Source organism: Enterobacter cloacae complex sp. IR5441, from assembly GCF_049238215.1.
GTDB lineage: Bacteria > Pseudomonadota > Gammaproteobacteria > Enterobacterales > Enterobacteriaceae > Enterobacter > Enterobacter hormaechei_C.
Map to the genome: position 1 here is coordinate 1 of NZ_JBMKIA010000004.1, position 16,290 is coordinate 16,290.

The window sequence follows — 16,290 nt, forward strand, 5'->3', positions numbered from 1 at the left end:
CGGCATTCTGGCTACACAATAACAAGGGAAGACTTACTCGTGGCTGCAACCCTACTAGCTCAAAATTTATTCACACATGGTTACGCTTTGGGGAAATTATGAGGGGATCTCTCAGCGCTGCGCAGGGATACCATGGCGATGACTCCCCCCGCCAGACAAAACGCCAGTGCCAGCCACAGGGTGCCCATCTCCCCGATGTGCGGAATGGTAAAGCTCGGAATATAACTGCCCGCCACGCCAATACCTACGGAATAAACCGCCCAGTACCAGCCCAGCGCCGAGCTGGATTTATCGCTACGCACATTATGAATAATGACCACGATGAAGGCGTACAAAAATAACGGGTAGGCCAGACCGCGGATCCCATAGAACAGCAGAATTAATGCGTAATTTGCCTGACCCAGACCAAAAACGAGAAACAGGACGTGGAAAACGCACCACAGGACGAAGCCAATCAGCATGGTTTTTTGCGGGGTGATGATTTCAGCCACCACGCCGGAGATCCACGCGGAGAGCGCCGCCGCGAGACCGTAAAGCGTGAAGGCGAAAGAGGCTTCAGCAGGCGTGAAGCCCAGTGATTTAATATAGTGCGACAGGAATGCCAGCTCGAAACCGTCACCCGTCATAAAGACCGCGATCGCCAGATATCCCCATAGCAGGTTCAGCGGCAATCCCAGCCACTGTTTATTTATTTCGGACATATTGACCTCGTTTGTAGCGTACAGGTAAGCCCACACCGGAAATATTCCGGCGTGAGTTTTCTTATTGTCTTTTTCTCTAAATATACTGACGTGTATTTATTCTCTGATTACTGTCGCAGTTTGTTGTAACTGCTTATAAGCCTCGTATCGACGCAGATGAAGGGACTGAAAGTTCGCTTGCGGATAGAAATATTTATCCACGTGGGTAAATTGTTTCATGGCATCGGTCACTGAAGGCGCTATATTTCCCGCCACCGCCCCGAGAATGGCCGAACCCAGTAATACCGGTTCGCTGCATTGGGTCGCTAACACCGGCAGCCCGCAGGTATCTGCCAGCAGCTGGCGAACGAAAGGGTGCTGGCCCGCGCCGCCGCTGATAACGATATTTTCGGTCTGTACGCCGCATTCACGCTGGGCGTCAATGATTTGTCGCAAACCGTAACCGATACCACACAGACCGGCCACATACAGTGCCATCAGGTTATTGATATCGTTCTCCATGCCCAGCCCGCAGATCGTGGCCCGCGCATGGGGATCGGCAAAGGGCGCGCGGTTACCCAGAAATTCGGGTACCACGTGCAGTCCTGCTGCCAGGTTCACCGCCTCTGAGGCGGTGGCGAAGGTCTGTAAAAGCCGGTCCGCCAGGTAAACCGGCAGCGGCAGGTCTGACTCCTGTGCCAGCTGGCGCGCTTGCGGTGCGGCAGGATGGAAACTTAATAACCGATCGATAGCGGCACCCGCGGCGCTTTGTCCGCCCTCAATCAGCCACAGCCCAGGTACCATCGCGCTAAAATAAGGCCCCCAGACGCCGGGCACAAAAACGGCGCTCTCGGCGCTGGTCATGGTGCACGATGAGGTGCCAAAGACATACGCAAGATTGTTCAGCGCGCCGCCGCCAACGCCCAACGTCCCGATGCCGCCAGCGTGGGCATCAATTAACCCTACCGCCACCGGCGTGCCTGGCAGCAAGCCCATCTCACGCGCGGCCTGCTCCGTTAAGCCCTCGCCGCAAGGGGTGCCGGGGGCGGCAATATGCTGCCCTATGCGGACAAAATCTTCTCCGGCCAGCTCGTCCAGGCCAACGGTGCGGAAATAGTCCGGGTCCCAGCGATTCTCATGGGCCAGCCACGTCCATTTACAGGTTACGGTACAGATGGAACGGGTGACATCGCCGGTCGCGCGCCAGGTCAGGAAATCGGCCAAATCGAAAAATTGCCAGGCGCGATCGTAGACCTCTCGGTGGTTTTCTTTCAGCCACAGCAGCTTGGGCGTCTCCATTTCGGGCGATATTTTCCCGCCAACGTAGTCCAGCACCGGATGATGGGTGGCGTTGATGCGCTCCGCCTGGTCTGTCGCACGGTGATCCATCCAGACGATGATATTGTTTTCCGCTTCACCGTCAGGGCTGACCGCCAGCGGTTCGCCATTGTTGTCCAACACCACCAGCGAGCAGGTGGCGTCAAACCCGATGCCGGCAACGCTCTGCGGAGTCGTCCCGGAGCGCGCCAGCGCCTCGCGGATGCAGCGGCAAACGGCCTGCCAGATCTCGGCGCTGGACTGCTCCACGCGGCTTCCGCTGCGGTGCACGGTGGCAATTTTCTGCGTCGCGTGGGAAAGCAGCCTGCCGCTGAGATCGAAAATGCCCGCGCGGACGCTGCCGGAGCCGACGTCTACGCCGATAACGGTTTCAGGTGTACTCTTCATCCTTGCGGCCCTTAAAGATCGACGCTGTTAGGCAGAATCACCAGATCCCGGACGGTAACGTTCTTCGAACGGGTCACCATGAATAACACCGATTCTGCGACTTCAATCGGCTGCATCAGGCTGCCGTTTGCCAGCGCTTCATCCATTTTGGCCTGCGGCCAGTCGTCGAGCAGAGCCGTCACTACCGGCCCAGGCAGAACGGCTCCGACGCGTACGCCATGTTCCGCGACCTGACGACGGGTGGTATGCACGAACGCCTGAACGGCAAATTTGGACGCGGTGTAGATCGGCTCCCAGATAACCGGCACCACGCCCGCAATGGAGCTGGTGAAGATAATATCGCCTGACTTCTGCGCAATCATATGCGGCAGTACGGCGCGAACGCAGCGGAAGGCGGCGTTGATATTCAGGTTCAGTACGCGATCCCAGACGTCCGGGTCGCCTTCAGCAACCGGCCCGCCGATGTAGGCGCCTGCATTGGCGTGAAAAATATCCAGGCCGCCGGCGAGGCCGACAATGTCGCTCAGCATCGCGTCGACTTGCTCGGGTTTGAACAGATCGATTTGCAGGGCAAACGCGTTCTCGCCCAGCTCGGCGACGATGCGCTGAAGCTTCTCGCCTTCACGGTCGATTAACACCACCTTTGCGCCAGCGCCGAGCAGCGTTTTTGCACACTCCAGGCCAATACCTGAGGCGGCGCCAGTGATAGCAGCGACTTTGCCCTGAAGGGAACTATTCATGGAGGGGACAGAGTGATTCATTTTATAATCCTTTATGCAGAGATGATTTTTAGGGTGTGTCTGCTTTCGCGTGAAGAACGGGGGTTCTGACTGACGCGTGAAGCAAACTGCTCAATCGATGAAGCAGATCTAGCACTTGCTTATTTCTCCAGCAAGAGACATTCAAAATGAAGAGGCGATTTTGTGACGCGCGTTGAGAAAACGAAGAAAACGACCATTTACGATCTGGCGGAACTCACCGGCGTTTCTGCCAGCGCGGTGAGTGCTATTTTGAATGGCAACTGGAAGAAACGCCGCATCAGCGCCAGCCTGGCAGAGAAGGTAACCCGCATTGCACAAGAGCAGGGCTACGCGGTTAACCGTCAGGCAAGCCTGCTGCGCAGCAAGAAATCGAACGTTATCGGCATGATTGTGCCGAAATATGACAACCGCTATTTCGGCTCTATAGCGGAAAAATTCGAAGAGATGGCGCGTGCCAGAGGGCTGTTGCCGATTATTACCTGCACACGCCGACAGCCGGAACTCGAGCTGGATGCCGCCCGTGCCATGCTCTCCTGGCAGGTTGACTGGGTCATTGCCACGGGGGCGACACACCCGGACAAAATTGCTGAACTCTGTCATCAGGCGGGCGTACCTACGCTAAATCTTGATCTGCCGGGTACCCTGGCGCCCTCTATCATTTCGGATAACTACGGCGGCGCGAAGATGCTGACAGAGCGGATCCTCGCCAGCAGCTTTAAACGGTTTGGTTCGCTGGCTCCGCTGACCTTCGTGGGCGGACGCCGGAGTGATAACAACACCGCAGAGCGCCTGCGCGGGTTCCTTGATGCCCATCAGGCCCATGGGCTGACCGTTCCGGAACAGCAGCTGCTGGTCACCGGGTACTCGTCATCGCGCGTGGAGGAGCAGCTCAGAGCCACCTTCCCGTCGCCATCGACGGCGCTAAAGGGGCTGTTTGTCAATTCGACCATTTCGCTGGAGGGGGTGGTACGTTGGCTGGCCCAATACGGGCAGACCGGCCAAAATCAGCCGCCGATGGGTTGTTTTGACTGGGACCCATTTGTCTCTCTGCTGGGACATGATATCGACATGGTGCGCCAGGACGTCCCGGCGATGCTGGAGAAGGTATTTGAAATTCTCGATTCCGGTGATACCTCGGTCAGGCGTATTGAGATCCCACCGGAACTGATTGGCAGCCAGAGCGTCACGGGCTAGCCCTGACGCGTCAGCAGCCAGCGCGCGGTCTGTTCATCCGTCACCAGACCGTTTACCCAGCCGCCTTTGAGGGCGGCAAGGATCGCCGGGCGTTTATCCTCGCCGCAGGCGGCCGCAATACGTGGACACTGGCTCGGGCGAATATCGTAGCTGGTAATAAAGCGATTAATCTGGCTGTCGATGACGTTGCCGTCGGCATCGATAAAGCGTCCGAGTATTTCGCCAACGCCACCGCGCTGGGTCAACTCTTCCAGCTGTGCCTCATCGATAAACCCGTCTTTGAAGATAGGGCTCTGCCTGCCCAGCGCCCCGATGCCGACAAAAATCACATCGGCCGCATCCGCCACGGCGCAGACGTTACGGAACAGGCGGTTTGAGCACCACATCTCATGCTCCTCGCTGGACTGAGCATAGCGCGGCGCCGGCCACTGGTAATATTTTCCCTGAATTTTACGCGCCAGCAGCAACGGCACATCATCGTAATAGTTACATTGCCCGTGCTCGTTCATGGCGCTGATCAGGGCGACACAGCGGGTGTTGTGGCTGTCAAAATCGATACGCTTGATGGTTTTTTTTAGCGTCAGTCCGGAGCCAATTCCGACAACCGTGGGTTTATCACCTTGCAGGTAGCGGGCCATCAGCTGATAACAGCCAAACGTCACGCTATCCAGCGCGCTTTCATTGCGGTAGACGGGCACAATGTTGCAGTGGGTCAGGTGATATTTTTCCGCGAGAAGTTGCGCATAATCGAGGCAGTTAGCGACAGGGTGATGAAGCCCAATCGAGACAATGCCTTCCTCTTTCGCGGCGGCAATCAGCCGCTGCACCACCGGTCTTGATGTGCCGAGCTGGCTGGCAATTTCGCTTTGATTAAGCCCGGCGATGTAATACATCCATGCCGCCCGCACTTTTTGATCGAGCCTGATGTCATCTTCTTTGCTCACGTTTCCCTGCCTCAAGAGTGGGGTTGAGGGCGGTCAACACCCACAACAATTGTCTGTCATTCTGGCGGGTGCTCCGCGCTGAGGCAAGCGGTTTGCTCTTTATTGGTCATTTGTTATTTGAATGGTCATTTGTTCTTTTGTGATCTGTAGCTCTTATTTTAATCAAATGATCATCTACAGTTCAGCCATAACCTCACTGGAGAACAGAACAATGACCGAGAAATACACATGGCTACATATTGGGCTGGGGTCTTTTCATCGTGCGCATCAGGCGTGGTATCTGCATCGCCTGATTGCCGGCGGCGATACGCGCTGGCACATCGCTGCGGGCAACATACGCAACGATGCTGAACATGTGGTGCAGGCGCTGGCCGCGCAGAAGGGGCGATATGTACTGGAGACCGTCAGCCCGGAAGGCGAGAGAGACTATGAAGAGATCGCCTCGATTCAGACGCTGATCCCGTGGCAGGCGGATTTGCAGCCGCTGATTGCCGAAGGGGCGAACCCGCAGACTCGGGTCATCGCGTTTACCGTGACGGAGGGGGGCTACTATCTGGATACCAGCCACAGGCTGGATGTGGCCAATGCCGATCTGGCGAGCGATATTAAGGGCGGCTGTAAAACCATCTACGGGACAATTGCCCGCATCCTCGAAGCGCGTATGGCGAACGGAGCGGGTCCGGTAACCTTGCTTAACTGTGACAACGTGCGGCATAACGGCGAGCGCTTCCACGACGGGTTGATTGAATTCTTAACCCTCAGCGGCAAACAGAGGGTCATCGACTGGCTGAGCGCTAATGCGACCTGTCCGAATACCATGGTGGATCGCATCACACCGCGTCCGGCGGCCGATCTCCCGGCGCGCATTAAGGCCCGGACGGGCATAGACGATAACGCCCCGGTTATGGGGGAACGCTTTATTCAGTGGGTGATTGAAGACAATTTCCGCGACGTTCGTCCCGCGCTGGAAACGGTGGGCGTGGAGCTGGTGGGATCCGTCATCCCTTATGAAGAGGCGAAGATCCGCATCCTCAATGCCTCCCATAGCTGTATCGCCTGGGCGGGTACTCTGGTCGGGCAGCAGTATATCCATGAAAGCACGCTGACAGAGTTTATCTACAAGATTGCCGACCGCTACGTGACGGAAGATGTCATTCCCTGCCTGGGAGATAATGGCATCGATCTGCCAGCCTACCGCGACGTGGTGCTTAAGCGTTTTACCAACCCCTGGATTCAGGACACCAACCAGCGCGTCGCGGCCGACGGGTTCTCGAAGATCCCGGCGATGATAGCCCCAACGCTGCGTGAATGTTACCAGCGCGGCGTACGTCCTGACGCTACCGCTATGCTGCCTGCGCTGTTCTACGTCTATATGGAGCAGTGGCATCACGGCAAGCTGCCATATGAATACCAGGACGGTATCCTCAACGCCTCTGCGGTACATGCGATGTTCGAATCGGACGATCCGATAGCCCGATATGCCAGCGATACCGCCCTGTTTGGCGATCTGACCGGCCGGGAAGATTTTGCCGCGCTTCTGCGTGAAAAAATCGCTGACGTCTACGCGCTGATTAAGTGAGAGGTGGGTATGTATCTGGGCATCGATCTTGGCACATCAGAAGTAAAGGCGCTGGTCATTGACGAAAACAACGGCGTTGTCGCTACCCATAGCGCGCCGCTGACGATACAGCGTCCGAAGCCGCACTGGTCTGAACAATCGCCGGAAGCCTGGTGGGAGGCAACCGAATACCTGATTGCCACCCTCCGGGAGAAGTGCGGCCACCACTGGCAGGCGATAAAAGCCATTGGCCTTTCCGGACAGATGCACGGTGCGGTACTGCTGGATGCCGCGGGTGAACCCCTGCGTCCGGCCATCCTGTGGAATGACACCCGCTGCGCGCAGGAGTGCGCAGAGCTGGAAGAGATGGCGCCCGAGCTGCACCAGGTGGCGGGGAACCTGGCAATGCCGGGGTTTACGGCACCAAAGCTGCTCTGGGTGCGCCGTCATGAGCCGCAGAACTTCAGCCGTCTCGCCACCGTGCTGCTGCCGAAGGATTATCTGCGCTTCAAAATGACCGGAAAAAAAATCTCTGATATGTCGGACTCGGCAGGGACGCTGTGGCTGGATGTGGGAAAACGAGACTGGTCGGATGCACTGCTGGAAAAATGTGGGCTGTCGCGTGCCGCCATGCCTGCGCTGGTGGAAGGGTGTGAGGTCTCGGCGCTACTCGAACCTGCGGTAGCGCAGCGGTGGGGTCTGAACCCCTCGGTTATCGTTGCCGGCGGCGGGGGAGATAACGCCGTCAGCGCGATAGGGGTTGGGGCCGTTTCGCCGGGCGATGCGTTTATTTCGCTGGGCACCTCCGGCGTGCTGTTTGTGGTCACAGATGCCTACCGTCCGGCGCCCCAGTCTGCCGTGCACGCGTTCTGTCACGTGCTGCCAAACCTGTGGCATCAGATGAGCGTGATGTTAAGCGCCGCCAGTTGTCTACAGTGGTTTTGCCGTCTGGTGGGCGTCACGGAGCTGGCATTGCTTGAGGAGATCGCCCAGCTAAGCGATGCGGAGAAAGCGAGCGCGCCGATGTTCCTGCCGTACCTTTCCGGGGAACGTACGCCGCATAACGATCCCTGTGCTCGGGGCATGTTCTGGGGGCTAACGCACTCCAGCCAGCGTGCGCTGATGGGGTATGCGGTGCTGGAAGGCGTCAGCTTCGGTATTGCCGATGGCCTTCGCGTGTTGCAGGAGAGCGGCACGCAGATTGAACAGTGCTCCCTCGTCGGCGGCGGGGCGCGGAGCCCCTTCTGGGCCCAGCTGCTGGCCGATATTCTGGCGATGCCGGTGGTGACGCATAAGGGCGGCGAAACCGGCGGTGCGCTGGGGGCTGCACGGCTGGCCTGTCTCGCAGCCGGTAAGCCGCTGGCTTCCGTGTGCGAAAAACCTGAAGTCTATAAAACCTGGCGCAGCGATCCGGCGCGCCACCGTGCGCTGATGACGCGTTACCAGCAGTTTAACGCGCTTTACCAAAACGACCTGAACTACCGAAACCCATAATTCTGTGGCAAAGACCCTCCGGTGATGCTGCCGGAGCGGTTCCCTGTACCCTAAAAACGAGGTCAATATGTCGTTAAATAACAAACAATGGCTGGGATTACCCCTGAGTCTGGTCTGGGGGTATATCGCTATCGCGGTCTTTATGACGGGCGATGGTTTCGAGCTGGCATTCCTGTCGCACTATATTAAGGCGCTGGGCTTCACGCCTGCTGAAGCCTCTTTCGCCTTCACGCTCTACGGTCTCGCGGCGGCGCTCTCCGCATGGATTTCCGGCGTGGTGGCTGAAATCATCACCCCGCAAAAAACCATGCTGATTGGCTTCGTCCTGTGGTGCGTTTTCCACGTCCTGTTTCTCGTTTTTGGTCTGGGTCAGGCAAATTACGCATTAATTCTGCTGTTCTACGGGATCCGCGGCCTGGCCTATCCGCTGTTCCTCTATGCCTTTATCGTCGCCATTGTGCATAACGTTCGCAGCGACAGTACCAGCGCGGCGCTGGGCTGGTTCTGGGCGGTTTACTCTATCGGCATCGGCGTGTTCGGCAGCTACATTCCGAGCTTTACCATTCCGCACATCGGGGAGATGGGCACCCTGTGGCTGGCGCTGGCATTCTGCGTAACCGGCGGGATCATTGCGCTGGTCTCTATGCGTAAGGTGGAAACGCCACGGCATATGCAGACTCTCTCCACCCGGGAAAAATTCGCCGAGCTGGGCCGTGCAGCGACGCTGCTCTACACCAACCGCAGTATTCTGCTCTCCAGCATGGTGCGTATCATCAACACCCTCTCCCTGTTCGGGTTTGCCGTCATCATGCCGATGATGTTTGTTGACGAGCTGGGCTTCACCACCTCCGAGTGGCTTCAGGTCTGGGCGGTATTCTTCTTCACTACCATCTTCTCGAACGTCTTCTGGGGCGTGGTGGCGGAAAAAATGGGCTGGATGCGGGTGGTGCGCTGGTTTGGCTGCATCGGGATGGCGCTCTCGAGCCTGGCGTTTTACTACATTCCGCAGCACTTCGGGCATAACTTTGCCATGGCGCTGGTCCCGGCCATCGCGCTGGGGATTTTTGTGGCGGCCTTCGTACCGATGGCGGCGGTGTTCCCGGCGCTGGAGCCGCGGCACAAGGGGGCGGCGATTTCGGTGTATAACCTGTCAGCCGGTCTGTCTAACTTCCTTGCGCCGGCGATTGCCGTGATGCTGCTGCCCTGGTTCAGCACGCTCGGCGTGGTCATTGCCTACACGGCGCTGTATGTCGTGGCCTTCATCCTGTGTCCGTTTATTCGGGTTGAGCAGCCTGGGTTTGTTCGTCAGGAAACCTGTAAGGGTGAAACGGTCGGAATTTCGTAATTTATTCAGGCCTGACGGCAGCGTCGGGCCATTCACGGAGACGTATGATGGATGTTAAGGCGGTAATTTTTGACATGGATGGCGTCATCATTGACTCCGAAGGCCTGTGGCGTCAGGCGCAGAAAGCAGCTCTGGCAGGCTGGCGTGCTGAGGTCAGCGACGAAGAGTGTGAGTCACTGACGAAAGGCAAGCGGCTGGATGAGATTGCCCGGACCTGGTGCGAATACTGCAAACTTGAGGCCGATCCTGAAATGATTGAAGCAGCCATTCGTCTGCGCATCATCGAACTGATTGGCCGGGAAGGCAAAGCGATAGAGGGCATCTACGACGTGATGTCGTATTTTCGTGAGGCAGGTTACCGGATTGCACTTGCCACCTCTTCGTCGCATGAAATCGTGCATGCGGTGCTTAAGAAACTCAGGATGGGTCACTATTTTGAGGTCATTTGCAGCGCCGACGATGAACGCTACGGAAAACCGCACCCTGCCGTCTATCTCTCGGCGCTGCGAAAATTAGGCCTGACGGCCTCGCAGTGCATAGTGATTGAGGACAGCCAGAGCGGCTACCGTGCCGCCCTTAGTGCGGGGCTCAAAACCCTCATCGTCTCGCCAGCGTGCCATCATGCCAGCTTTAACAATGCCAGTGGCCGGTATGCGTCTATGCATGCGCTGCTGGAAACGCTTGCCGTTCCAGCCCCGGAAGCAGGTTAGTTGACTGATTTGTAAGCGCAGAAGTTTCCGCGGGTTGTTGCCGGTCAGCATATTCCTGCTTCTGCGCTTACCTTCAAATAACGTCTCCCGATCAACCTCACATTTCCCCGCGCTTTTGTGAAAATTGTCACGTCCGACCGTGCATATGCCCAAAAAATAGCCTCTCCTTAACGCGTTTTGTCCGAGGACGTGCTGATTTTTTATGCTTAAATTACATACTGAAACGCATTTTTAAAATCATAAAACCCCTTTGTCATTTTCTGCTTCTGGGCTTATCGCCGGACTTAAGGACCGATAATGAAAATTGAATCTGTAGACGTCACCGTTTTTCAGTACCCGACGCGTCGGGTCTCTGACGCGGCGGGGCATTCGCATCCTGGGCCGGAGAGCATGGCCAAAATGGCGATGTTGACCATCACGGCAGAAGAGGGCACCCGCGGATATTCGTTCGCGCCGCCGGAAGTGGTGCGCCCCTTTGTGGTCAATACCTTCTTTCGCAAAGTGCTGGTGGGGCAGGACGCATTCAACCGGGAACGCATCTGGCAGGATCTGGCGCACTGGCAGCGGGGAAGCGCGCATCAGCTGCCCGAGCGTGCGCTGGGCTTCGTTGAACAGGCGCTGTGGGATCTGATTGGCCGTAAGCTCAACCTGCCGGTCTGGAAACTGCTTGGCGGCTATCGCGATAAGGTGCCGGCCTATGGCAGCACCATGTGCGGCGACGATCTGCCGGGCGGATTATCCACGCCGGAGGAGTACGCCAGCTTTGCCGAAAAGCTGGTGGCGCGCGGTTACAAGGCCATCAAGCTGCACACCTGGATGCCGCCGGTCTCTTTCGCCCCCAATCCAAAGATGGACGTCAAAGCCTGTGCCGCCGTGCGTGAAGCGGTTGGCCCGGACATTGACCTGATGATTGACGGCTACCACTGGTACAGCCGTACCGAGGCGCTGTACATCGGCAAAGCGCTGGAAAAGCTTGACTTCGCCTGGTTTGAAGAGCCGATGGAAGAGGAGAGCATGGCCTCCTACGCGTGGCTGGCGGAGAACCTCTCGATTCCGGTTATCGGGCCGGAAAGCCTGGGCGGAAAGCACCACAGCCGCGCGGACTGGATCAAAGCCGGGGCCTGCGACATCCTGCGCGCAGGGTCGAACGGCGTGGGCGGCATTTCCCCAACGCTGAAGGTGGCGAACCTGGCGGAATCTTTTGGCATGGACTGCGAAATACACGGCAACGGCGCGGCCAGCCTGGCGGTGATTGGCGCCATCAAAAACTGCCGCTGGTACGAGCGCGGCCTGCTGCACCCGTTCCTCGACTACGACCAACCGGCGGCGTACCTCAACAGCCTGGTGGACCCGATGGACGAAAACGGCATGGTCAGTCTGCCGACCCGCCCGGGACTGGGCGAAGACATTAATTTTGCATATATCGAAGCCAATACCGTCAGCCACGACTGACAGATAAAAACGTACCCTACAGGCGATATATACATGAAACGATCTCCCTTAGCCGGGGCGTGCTTGCTCGCGCTCTCGCTGATGATGGGGAGCGGTGCGGCGTACGCGAAAACGCCGCCCGACCAGCTCATCATCGGCATGAATATGAACAACCTCCTGACACTCGATCCGGCGGCGATGACCGGTAACGAAGTGGTCGGCATAGTGGTCAATCTCTACGATTCGCTGGTGGAGCTGGACCCGAACGCGCTCACCAACGTCAGGCCCGCGCTGGCGACGTCCTGGAATATTTCGCCGGACCGTAAAACCCTGACCTTTCACCTGCGTGACGACGTTAAATTCCACTCTGGCAACCCGCTCACGGCGGAGGATGTGGTCTGGTCGATGCGCCGTCTGCTGCACCTCAACCTTGCCCAGGCCTCGGTGTGGAAGTCGTATGGATTTTCTAAGCAAAACATCGACAGCCAAATCAGCGCCCCCGATGCCTACACGGTGCAAATTGTTCTGCCTAAGCCTAACGATCCGCAGCTGGTGATCTACTCCCTCGGCGCGCTCGGCAACCTCGGCGTGCTCGACAGCAAAACGGTGCAGCAGCACGCGGTGAATAACGACTGGGGCAACCGCTGGCTTACCACCAACGAAGCGGGTTCCGGCCCGTTTATGCTGGAAACCTGGCAGGCGAAGGATGTGCTGCGCATGCAGCGCAACCCGCAATACTGGCGGGAAGAACCCAAAATGAGCCGGGTGGTGCTGCGTCATTTCCAGGAGTCACAAACCCTGCGCCTGATGATTGAGAAAGGCGACCTCGACGTTGCCAACAACATGGCGGTGGCGGACATTAACGCCCTGCGCAAAGACCCGCAGCTCACCGTCGAAGCCGTGCAGAAAGGCACGGTCTACTACGTGGCGATGAGCATGAAAGAGGCCCATTTCGCTAACCCGAAGGTGCGCGAAGCGGTGCGCTACTTGATTGACTATCAGGGCATCAATAAAGCGCTGATGCCGGGCTACGGCGTGCTGCACCAGCGCCCGATCAAGGCGGGTATGCCGTCCACGCTGCCGGACCCGGGCTATAGGCTCGATATCCCGCGCGCCAGAAAGCTGCTGGCGGAGGCGGGCTACCCGGACGGGTTTGACACCACCCTGCGGGTGCTGGCGGATCAGCCGTTCCTCAATATCGCCATCGCCGTGCAGTCGACGCTGATGCAGGCGGGCATCACCGCCAAAATCATCACCGGCACCGGGAACCAGATTTACGGCGCAATGCGCGAGCGCAAGTTCGACATGCTGGTGGGGCGCGGCGGTAGCGGCGTCGAACCCCATCCGCACTCCAGCCTGCGGGCGTTGGTCTATAACCCGGACAACAGCGATGAAGCCCGTCTGACCAACTTCCAGGGCTGGCGTACCAGCTTCTACGACAAGCCGCTCAACGAAATGATCGACAAGGCCCTGCTGGAGCGCGATCCGGAAAAACAGATCGCCGACTACCAGCAGATCCAGGTCCGCTACGACGCGCTGATCCCGGCGATGATCCCCCTGTCACAGATGGTCGATTCGGTGGTGGTGCGTAACGAGGTGAAGAACTTCCAGTCGCACCCGTCGGCCACCACCTTCCTGCGCGACGTCTACAAAACCGGAGGTGACAAATGAGTGTGGCAATTCTCGCGCCCGGCTCACGGACCCGGCGCTTCTCAAAGCGGTTAACGCAGGTGGTGGTGACGCTGTTCGGCCTTCTGCTGCTGACCTTTTTCATCGGCCGCGTAATGCCCGTTGATCCGGTGCTGGCGATTGTCGGACCGGATGCCGACCACAGCACCTATCAGCAGGTCTATCACCAGCTGGGATTCGACCGGTCGCTGCTGGCTCAGTTCGGTATTTACCTCAATAACCTGCTGCACGGCGATCTGGGCAATGCCCTGCTGACGGGTAAACCGGTGACTGCCGATATTCTGCGCGTCTTCCCGGCGACGCTCGAGCTGGCGACGATGGCGATTATCGTCGGTGCGGGTCTGGGCATTCCGCTGGGTGTACTGGCGGCGGCGCGGCGCAACAGCGTTTCCGACTACGTGGTGCGCATCATCAGTCTGGCGGGTTATTCCACGCCGATTTTCTGGGTCGGGATGATGGGGCTGCTGCTGTTCTACGCCTGGCTTGGCTGGGTGGGAGGCGCGGGACGTCTGGATCTCGGACTGGAGGGGGTAGTCCCACGCCGCACCGGACTGATGACGGTGGATGCGCTGCTGGCCGGGAACGGCGCGGTGTTCTGGAACGCCATTAACCATCTGGTTTTGCCCGCGTCGCTGCTTGGCTTCCACTCCCTGGCCTATATCAGCCGCATGACCCGCAGCTTTATGCTGGCGCAGCTGTCGCAGGAGTTCATTATCACTGCCCGGGTGAAGGGCTTAACTGAACGTCAGGTGATCTGGAATCACGCGTTTCGCAACATTCTCGTGCAGCTCCTGACGGTAGTGGCGCTGGCCTACGGCTCGCTGCTGGAGGGGGCGGTGCTGATTGAAACCGTCTTCTCCTGGCCGGGCTTCGGTTCGTATCTCACCGGCAGCCTGCTGCTCGGGGATATGAACGCGGTCATGGGCTGCGTGCTGCTGGTGGGGGTCATCTTCGTGATGCTGAACCTGCTCTCCGACATGCTGTATCAACTCTTTGACCCGAGGACGAAGTCATGACCGTTTCTCTGGATTCGCCGCTGGGGACCGGGCCATCCGAACGCCGCCAGCGTATCAGACGCACGCTGGGCCGCGCCGCGGGCTTCGTCGGCAAGATGGCGCGCAATCCGCTCACCGCCATCGGCGGCGGGATTATCCTGCTGCTGCTGATTGTGGCGGCGTTTGCCCCGCTGATCGCGCCGTACAACCCGCTGGTGCAGGACCTCAATAACGCGCTGGTCGCCCCGAACGCACTGCACTGGTTCGGCACCGACGAGTTTGGCCGGGACATCTTCAGCCGGCTGGTGTACGGCGCGCGCATCACGCTCTACATCGTGCTGCTGGTCTCCGTGACCGTTGGCCCGCTGGGGCTGCTGCTGGGCGTGACCGCAGGCTACTTCGGCGGCAGGGTGGACGCGGTGCTGATGCGCGTCACCGATATCTTTATCTCCTTCCCGAGCCTGGTGCTGGCGCTGGCGTTTGTCGCGGCGCTCGGGCCGGGGCTGGAGCACGTGGTGATTGCGATTACGCTCACCGCCTGGCCGCCGATTGCCCGTCTGGCGCGCGCCGAAACCCTCTCTCTGCGCCAGGCCGATTTTATCTCCGCCGTGCGGCTTCAGGGTGCTTCCCCGGTGCGCGTACTGTGGCGTCACATTGTCCCGCTGTGCCTGCCGTCAGTGATTATCCGCATCACCATGAACATGGCGGGGATCATTCTCACCGCCGCCGGGCTGGGCTTTCTTGGCCTTGGCGCACAGCCGCCGGAGCCGGAGTGGGGAGCGATGATCTCCAGCGGTCGTACCTACATGATGGAGTGCTGGTGGGTGGTGACTATTCCGGGGCTGGCGATCCTGATCAACAGTCTGGCGTTCAACTTCTTAGGAGATGGCCTGCGTGACATCCTCGATCCTCGTAGCGAATAACCCGATGCTCGACGTGCGCGATCTCCACGTCGATTTTATCAACGGCGACGCGGTCACCCACGCGGTGCGCGGCGTCTCTTTCCAGCTCGGACGCGAAAAGCTGGCGATTGTCGGTGAATCCGGTTCCGGTAAATCCACCGTCGGGCGGGCGCTGCTACGCCTGCATCCGGCCAAAGCGCAGATCCGCGCCGCGCGGATGCAGTTTGGCGATGTCGATTTACAGGCCGTCAGCGAGGCGCAGATGCGCGGCATTCGCGGCAAGCGCATCTCGATGATCATGCAGGACCCGAAATACTCCCTTAACCCGGTGGTGTGCGTGGGCGACCAAATTGCCGAAGCCTGGCTGACACATCATCCGGGGCGCAAGGCGGAAGCCAAAGCCAGAGTGCTGGAGATGCTCGACGTGGTGCGCATTCGCCAGCCGGAGCGGGTGTATCACCTCTGTCCGCACGAGATTTCCGGCGGGCAGGGGCAACGCATCATGATCGCCATGATGCTCATCGCCGATCCCGAGCTGGTCATTGCCGACGAGCCGACTTCGGCGCTGGACGTGTCGGTGCGTTTGCAGGTGCTGGGCCTGCTCGACGACCTGGTGTAGTCCCGCGGTCTGGGGCTGATCTTTATCAGCCACGACATCAACCTGGTGCGCAGCTTCTGCGACCGGGTGCTGGTGATGTACGCCGGACGGGTGGTGGAGTCGATTGCCGCGAAGGATCTGCACAACGCCAGGCATCCCTACACCCAGGGGCTCATCAGCGCGCTACCGGAAATCAACCATCGCCGACCGACGCTGCCGGTATTACAGCGTCAGGCCAGCTGGCTTACCGAGTAAGGAGCAGAG

Annotated in this window: 13 protein-coding genes and 2 pseudogenes; 11 read left to right on the forward strand and 4 right to left on the reverse strand. The window is 58.8% G+C overall.

All coding sequences use genetic code 11. The annotated features are described in order from the left end of the window. Nucleotides 1–102: hypothetical protein (locus tag ACOTX5_RS06395; protein ID WP_223230349.1), on the forward strand; the 102-nt coding region annotated here is incomplete at its 5' end. Here the strand turns inward: ACOTX5_RS06395 and ACOTX5_RS06400 are convergent. The 3 genes and pseudogenes from ACOTX5_RS06400 to ACOTX5_RS06410 all read right to left on the reverse strand — a co-directional run. Next, nucleotides 99–701: pseudogene (locus ACOTX5_RS06400) on the reverse strand (MFS transporter); the annotation flags it as partial. The gene ACOTX5_RS06395 and the pseudogene ACOTX5_RS06400 overlap by 4 nt on opposite strands. Before the next feature lie 96 nt (nucleotides 702–797). Continuing rightward, complete coding sequence (locus tag ACOTX5_RS06405; protein ID WP_017693069.1) at nucleotides 798–2,405, reverse strand: FGGY-family carbohydrate kinase; 1,608 nt, start codon at nucleotides 2,403–2,405, stop codon at nucleotides 798–800. An 11-nt stretch (nucleotides 2,406–2,416) separates the two neighbouring features. Beyond that, a complete protein-coding gene (locus ACOTX5_RS06410) occupies nucleotides 2,417–3,166 on the reverse strand; it encodes an SDR family oxidoreductase (RefSeq protein WP_161799062.1) in 750 nt (249 codons plus the stop codon). A 162-nt stretch (nucleotides 3,167–3,328) separates the two neighbouring features. Between ACOTX5_RS06410 and ACOTX5_RS06415 the strand changes: the two genes are divergently transcribed. Further along, the gene (locus tag ACOTX5_RS06415; RefSeq protein WP_032654226.1) at nucleotides 3,329–4,360 is read left to right on the forward strand and encodes a substrate-binding domain-containing protein; all 1,032 of its coding nucleotides are present in this window, start codon (nucleotides 3,329–3,331) and stop codon (nucleotides 4,358–4,360) included. Here the strand turns inward: ACOTX5_RS06415 and ACOTX5_RS06420 are convergent. After that, nucleotides 4,357–5,304 (reverse strand): sugar-binding transcriptional regulator, encoded by a 948-nt coding sequence (locus ACOTX5_RS06420; RefSeq protein WP_039270394.1) that lies wholly within the window; start codon nucleotides 5,302–5,304, stop codon nucleotides 4,357–4,359. The two genes, ACOTX5_RS06415 and ACOTX5_RS06420, sit on opposite strands and share 4 nt — an antisense overlap. Nucleotides 5,305–5,515: 211 nt before the next feature. On the opposite strand from ACOTX5_RS06420, the gene dalD reads away from it, so the two are divergent. The 9 genes and pseudogenes from dalD (at nucleotide 5,516) to ACOTX5_RS06465 (ending at nucleotide 16,281) form a co-directional block, all read left to right on the forward strand. Further along, entirely contained in the window at nucleotides 5,516–6,883 is a 1,368-nt protein-coding gene (gene dalD, locus ACOTX5_RS06425; RefSeq protein WP_017693073.1) for a D-arabinitol 4-dehydrogenase, read from the forward strand. A gap of 9 nt (nucleotides 6,884–6,892) precedes the next feature. Then, nucleotides 6,893–8,356 (forward strand): xylulokinase, encoded by a 1,464-nt coding sequence (gene xylB, locus ACOTX5_RS06430; protein WP_015572354.1) that lies wholly within the window; start codon nucleotides 6,893–6,895, stop codon nucleotides 8,354–8,356. 67 nt (nucleotides 8,357–8,423) lie between these two features. Next, nucleotides 8,424–9,701: an RbtT/DalT/CsbX family MFS transporter gene (locus ACOTX5_RS06435; protein WP_058685538.1), complete on the forward strand. Its 1,278-nt coding sequence runs from the start codon at nucleotides 8,424–8,426 to the stop codon at nucleotides 9,699–9,701. Nucleotides 9,702–9,745: 44 nt separating this feature from the next. Continuing rightward, complete coding sequence (locus ACOTX5_RS06440; RefSeq protein ID WP_015572355.1) at nucleotides 9,746–10,411, forward strand: HAD family hydrolase; 666 nt, start codon at nucleotides 9,746–9,748, stop codon at nucleotides 10,409–10,411. Between the two features lie 297 nt (nucleotides 10,412–10,708). Beyond that, on the forward strand, nucleotides 10,709–11,863 hold the full coding sequence (locus ACOTX5_RS06445; protein ID WP_045910882.1) for a mandelate racemase family protein: 1,155 nt from the start codon (nucleotides 10,709–10,711) through the stop codon (nucleotides 11,861–11,863). A gap of 33 nt (nucleotides 11,864–11,896) precedes the next feature. Next, on the forward strand, nucleotides 11,897–13,513 hold the full coding sequence (locus tag ACOTX5_RS06450) for an ABC transporter substrate-binding protein (RefSeq protein WP_045910881.1): 1,617 nt from the start codon (nucleotides 11,897–11,899) through the stop codon (nucleotides 13,511–13,513). Further along, nucleotides 13,510–14,547 (forward strand): ABC transporter permease, encoded by a 1,038-nt coding sequence (locus tag ACOTX5_RS06455; RefSeq protein ID WP_017693076.1) that lies wholly within the window; start codon nucleotides 13,510–13,512, stop codon nucleotides 14,545–14,547. The genes ACOTX5_RS06450 and ACOTX5_RS06455 overlap by 4 nt, the downstream gene beginning before the upstream one ends. Continuing rightward, the gene (locus ACOTX5_RS06460; RefSeq protein WP_015572358.1) at nucleotides 14,544–15,449 is read left to right on the forward strand and encodes an ABC transporter permease; all 906 of its coding nucleotides are present in this window, start codon (nucleotides 14,544–14,546) and stop codon (nucleotides 15,447–15,449) included. The genes ACOTX5_RS06455 and ACOTX5_RS06460 overlap by 4 nt, the downstream gene beginning before the upstream one ends. Further along, nucleotides 15,421–16,281, forward strand: a pseudogene (locus ACOTX5_RS06465) (ABC transporter ATP-binding protein). The gene ACOTX5_RS06460 and the pseudogene ACOTX5_RS06465 overlap by 29 nt, the downstream one beginning before the upstream one ends. Nucleotides 16,282–16,290: the final 9 nt, after the last annotated feature.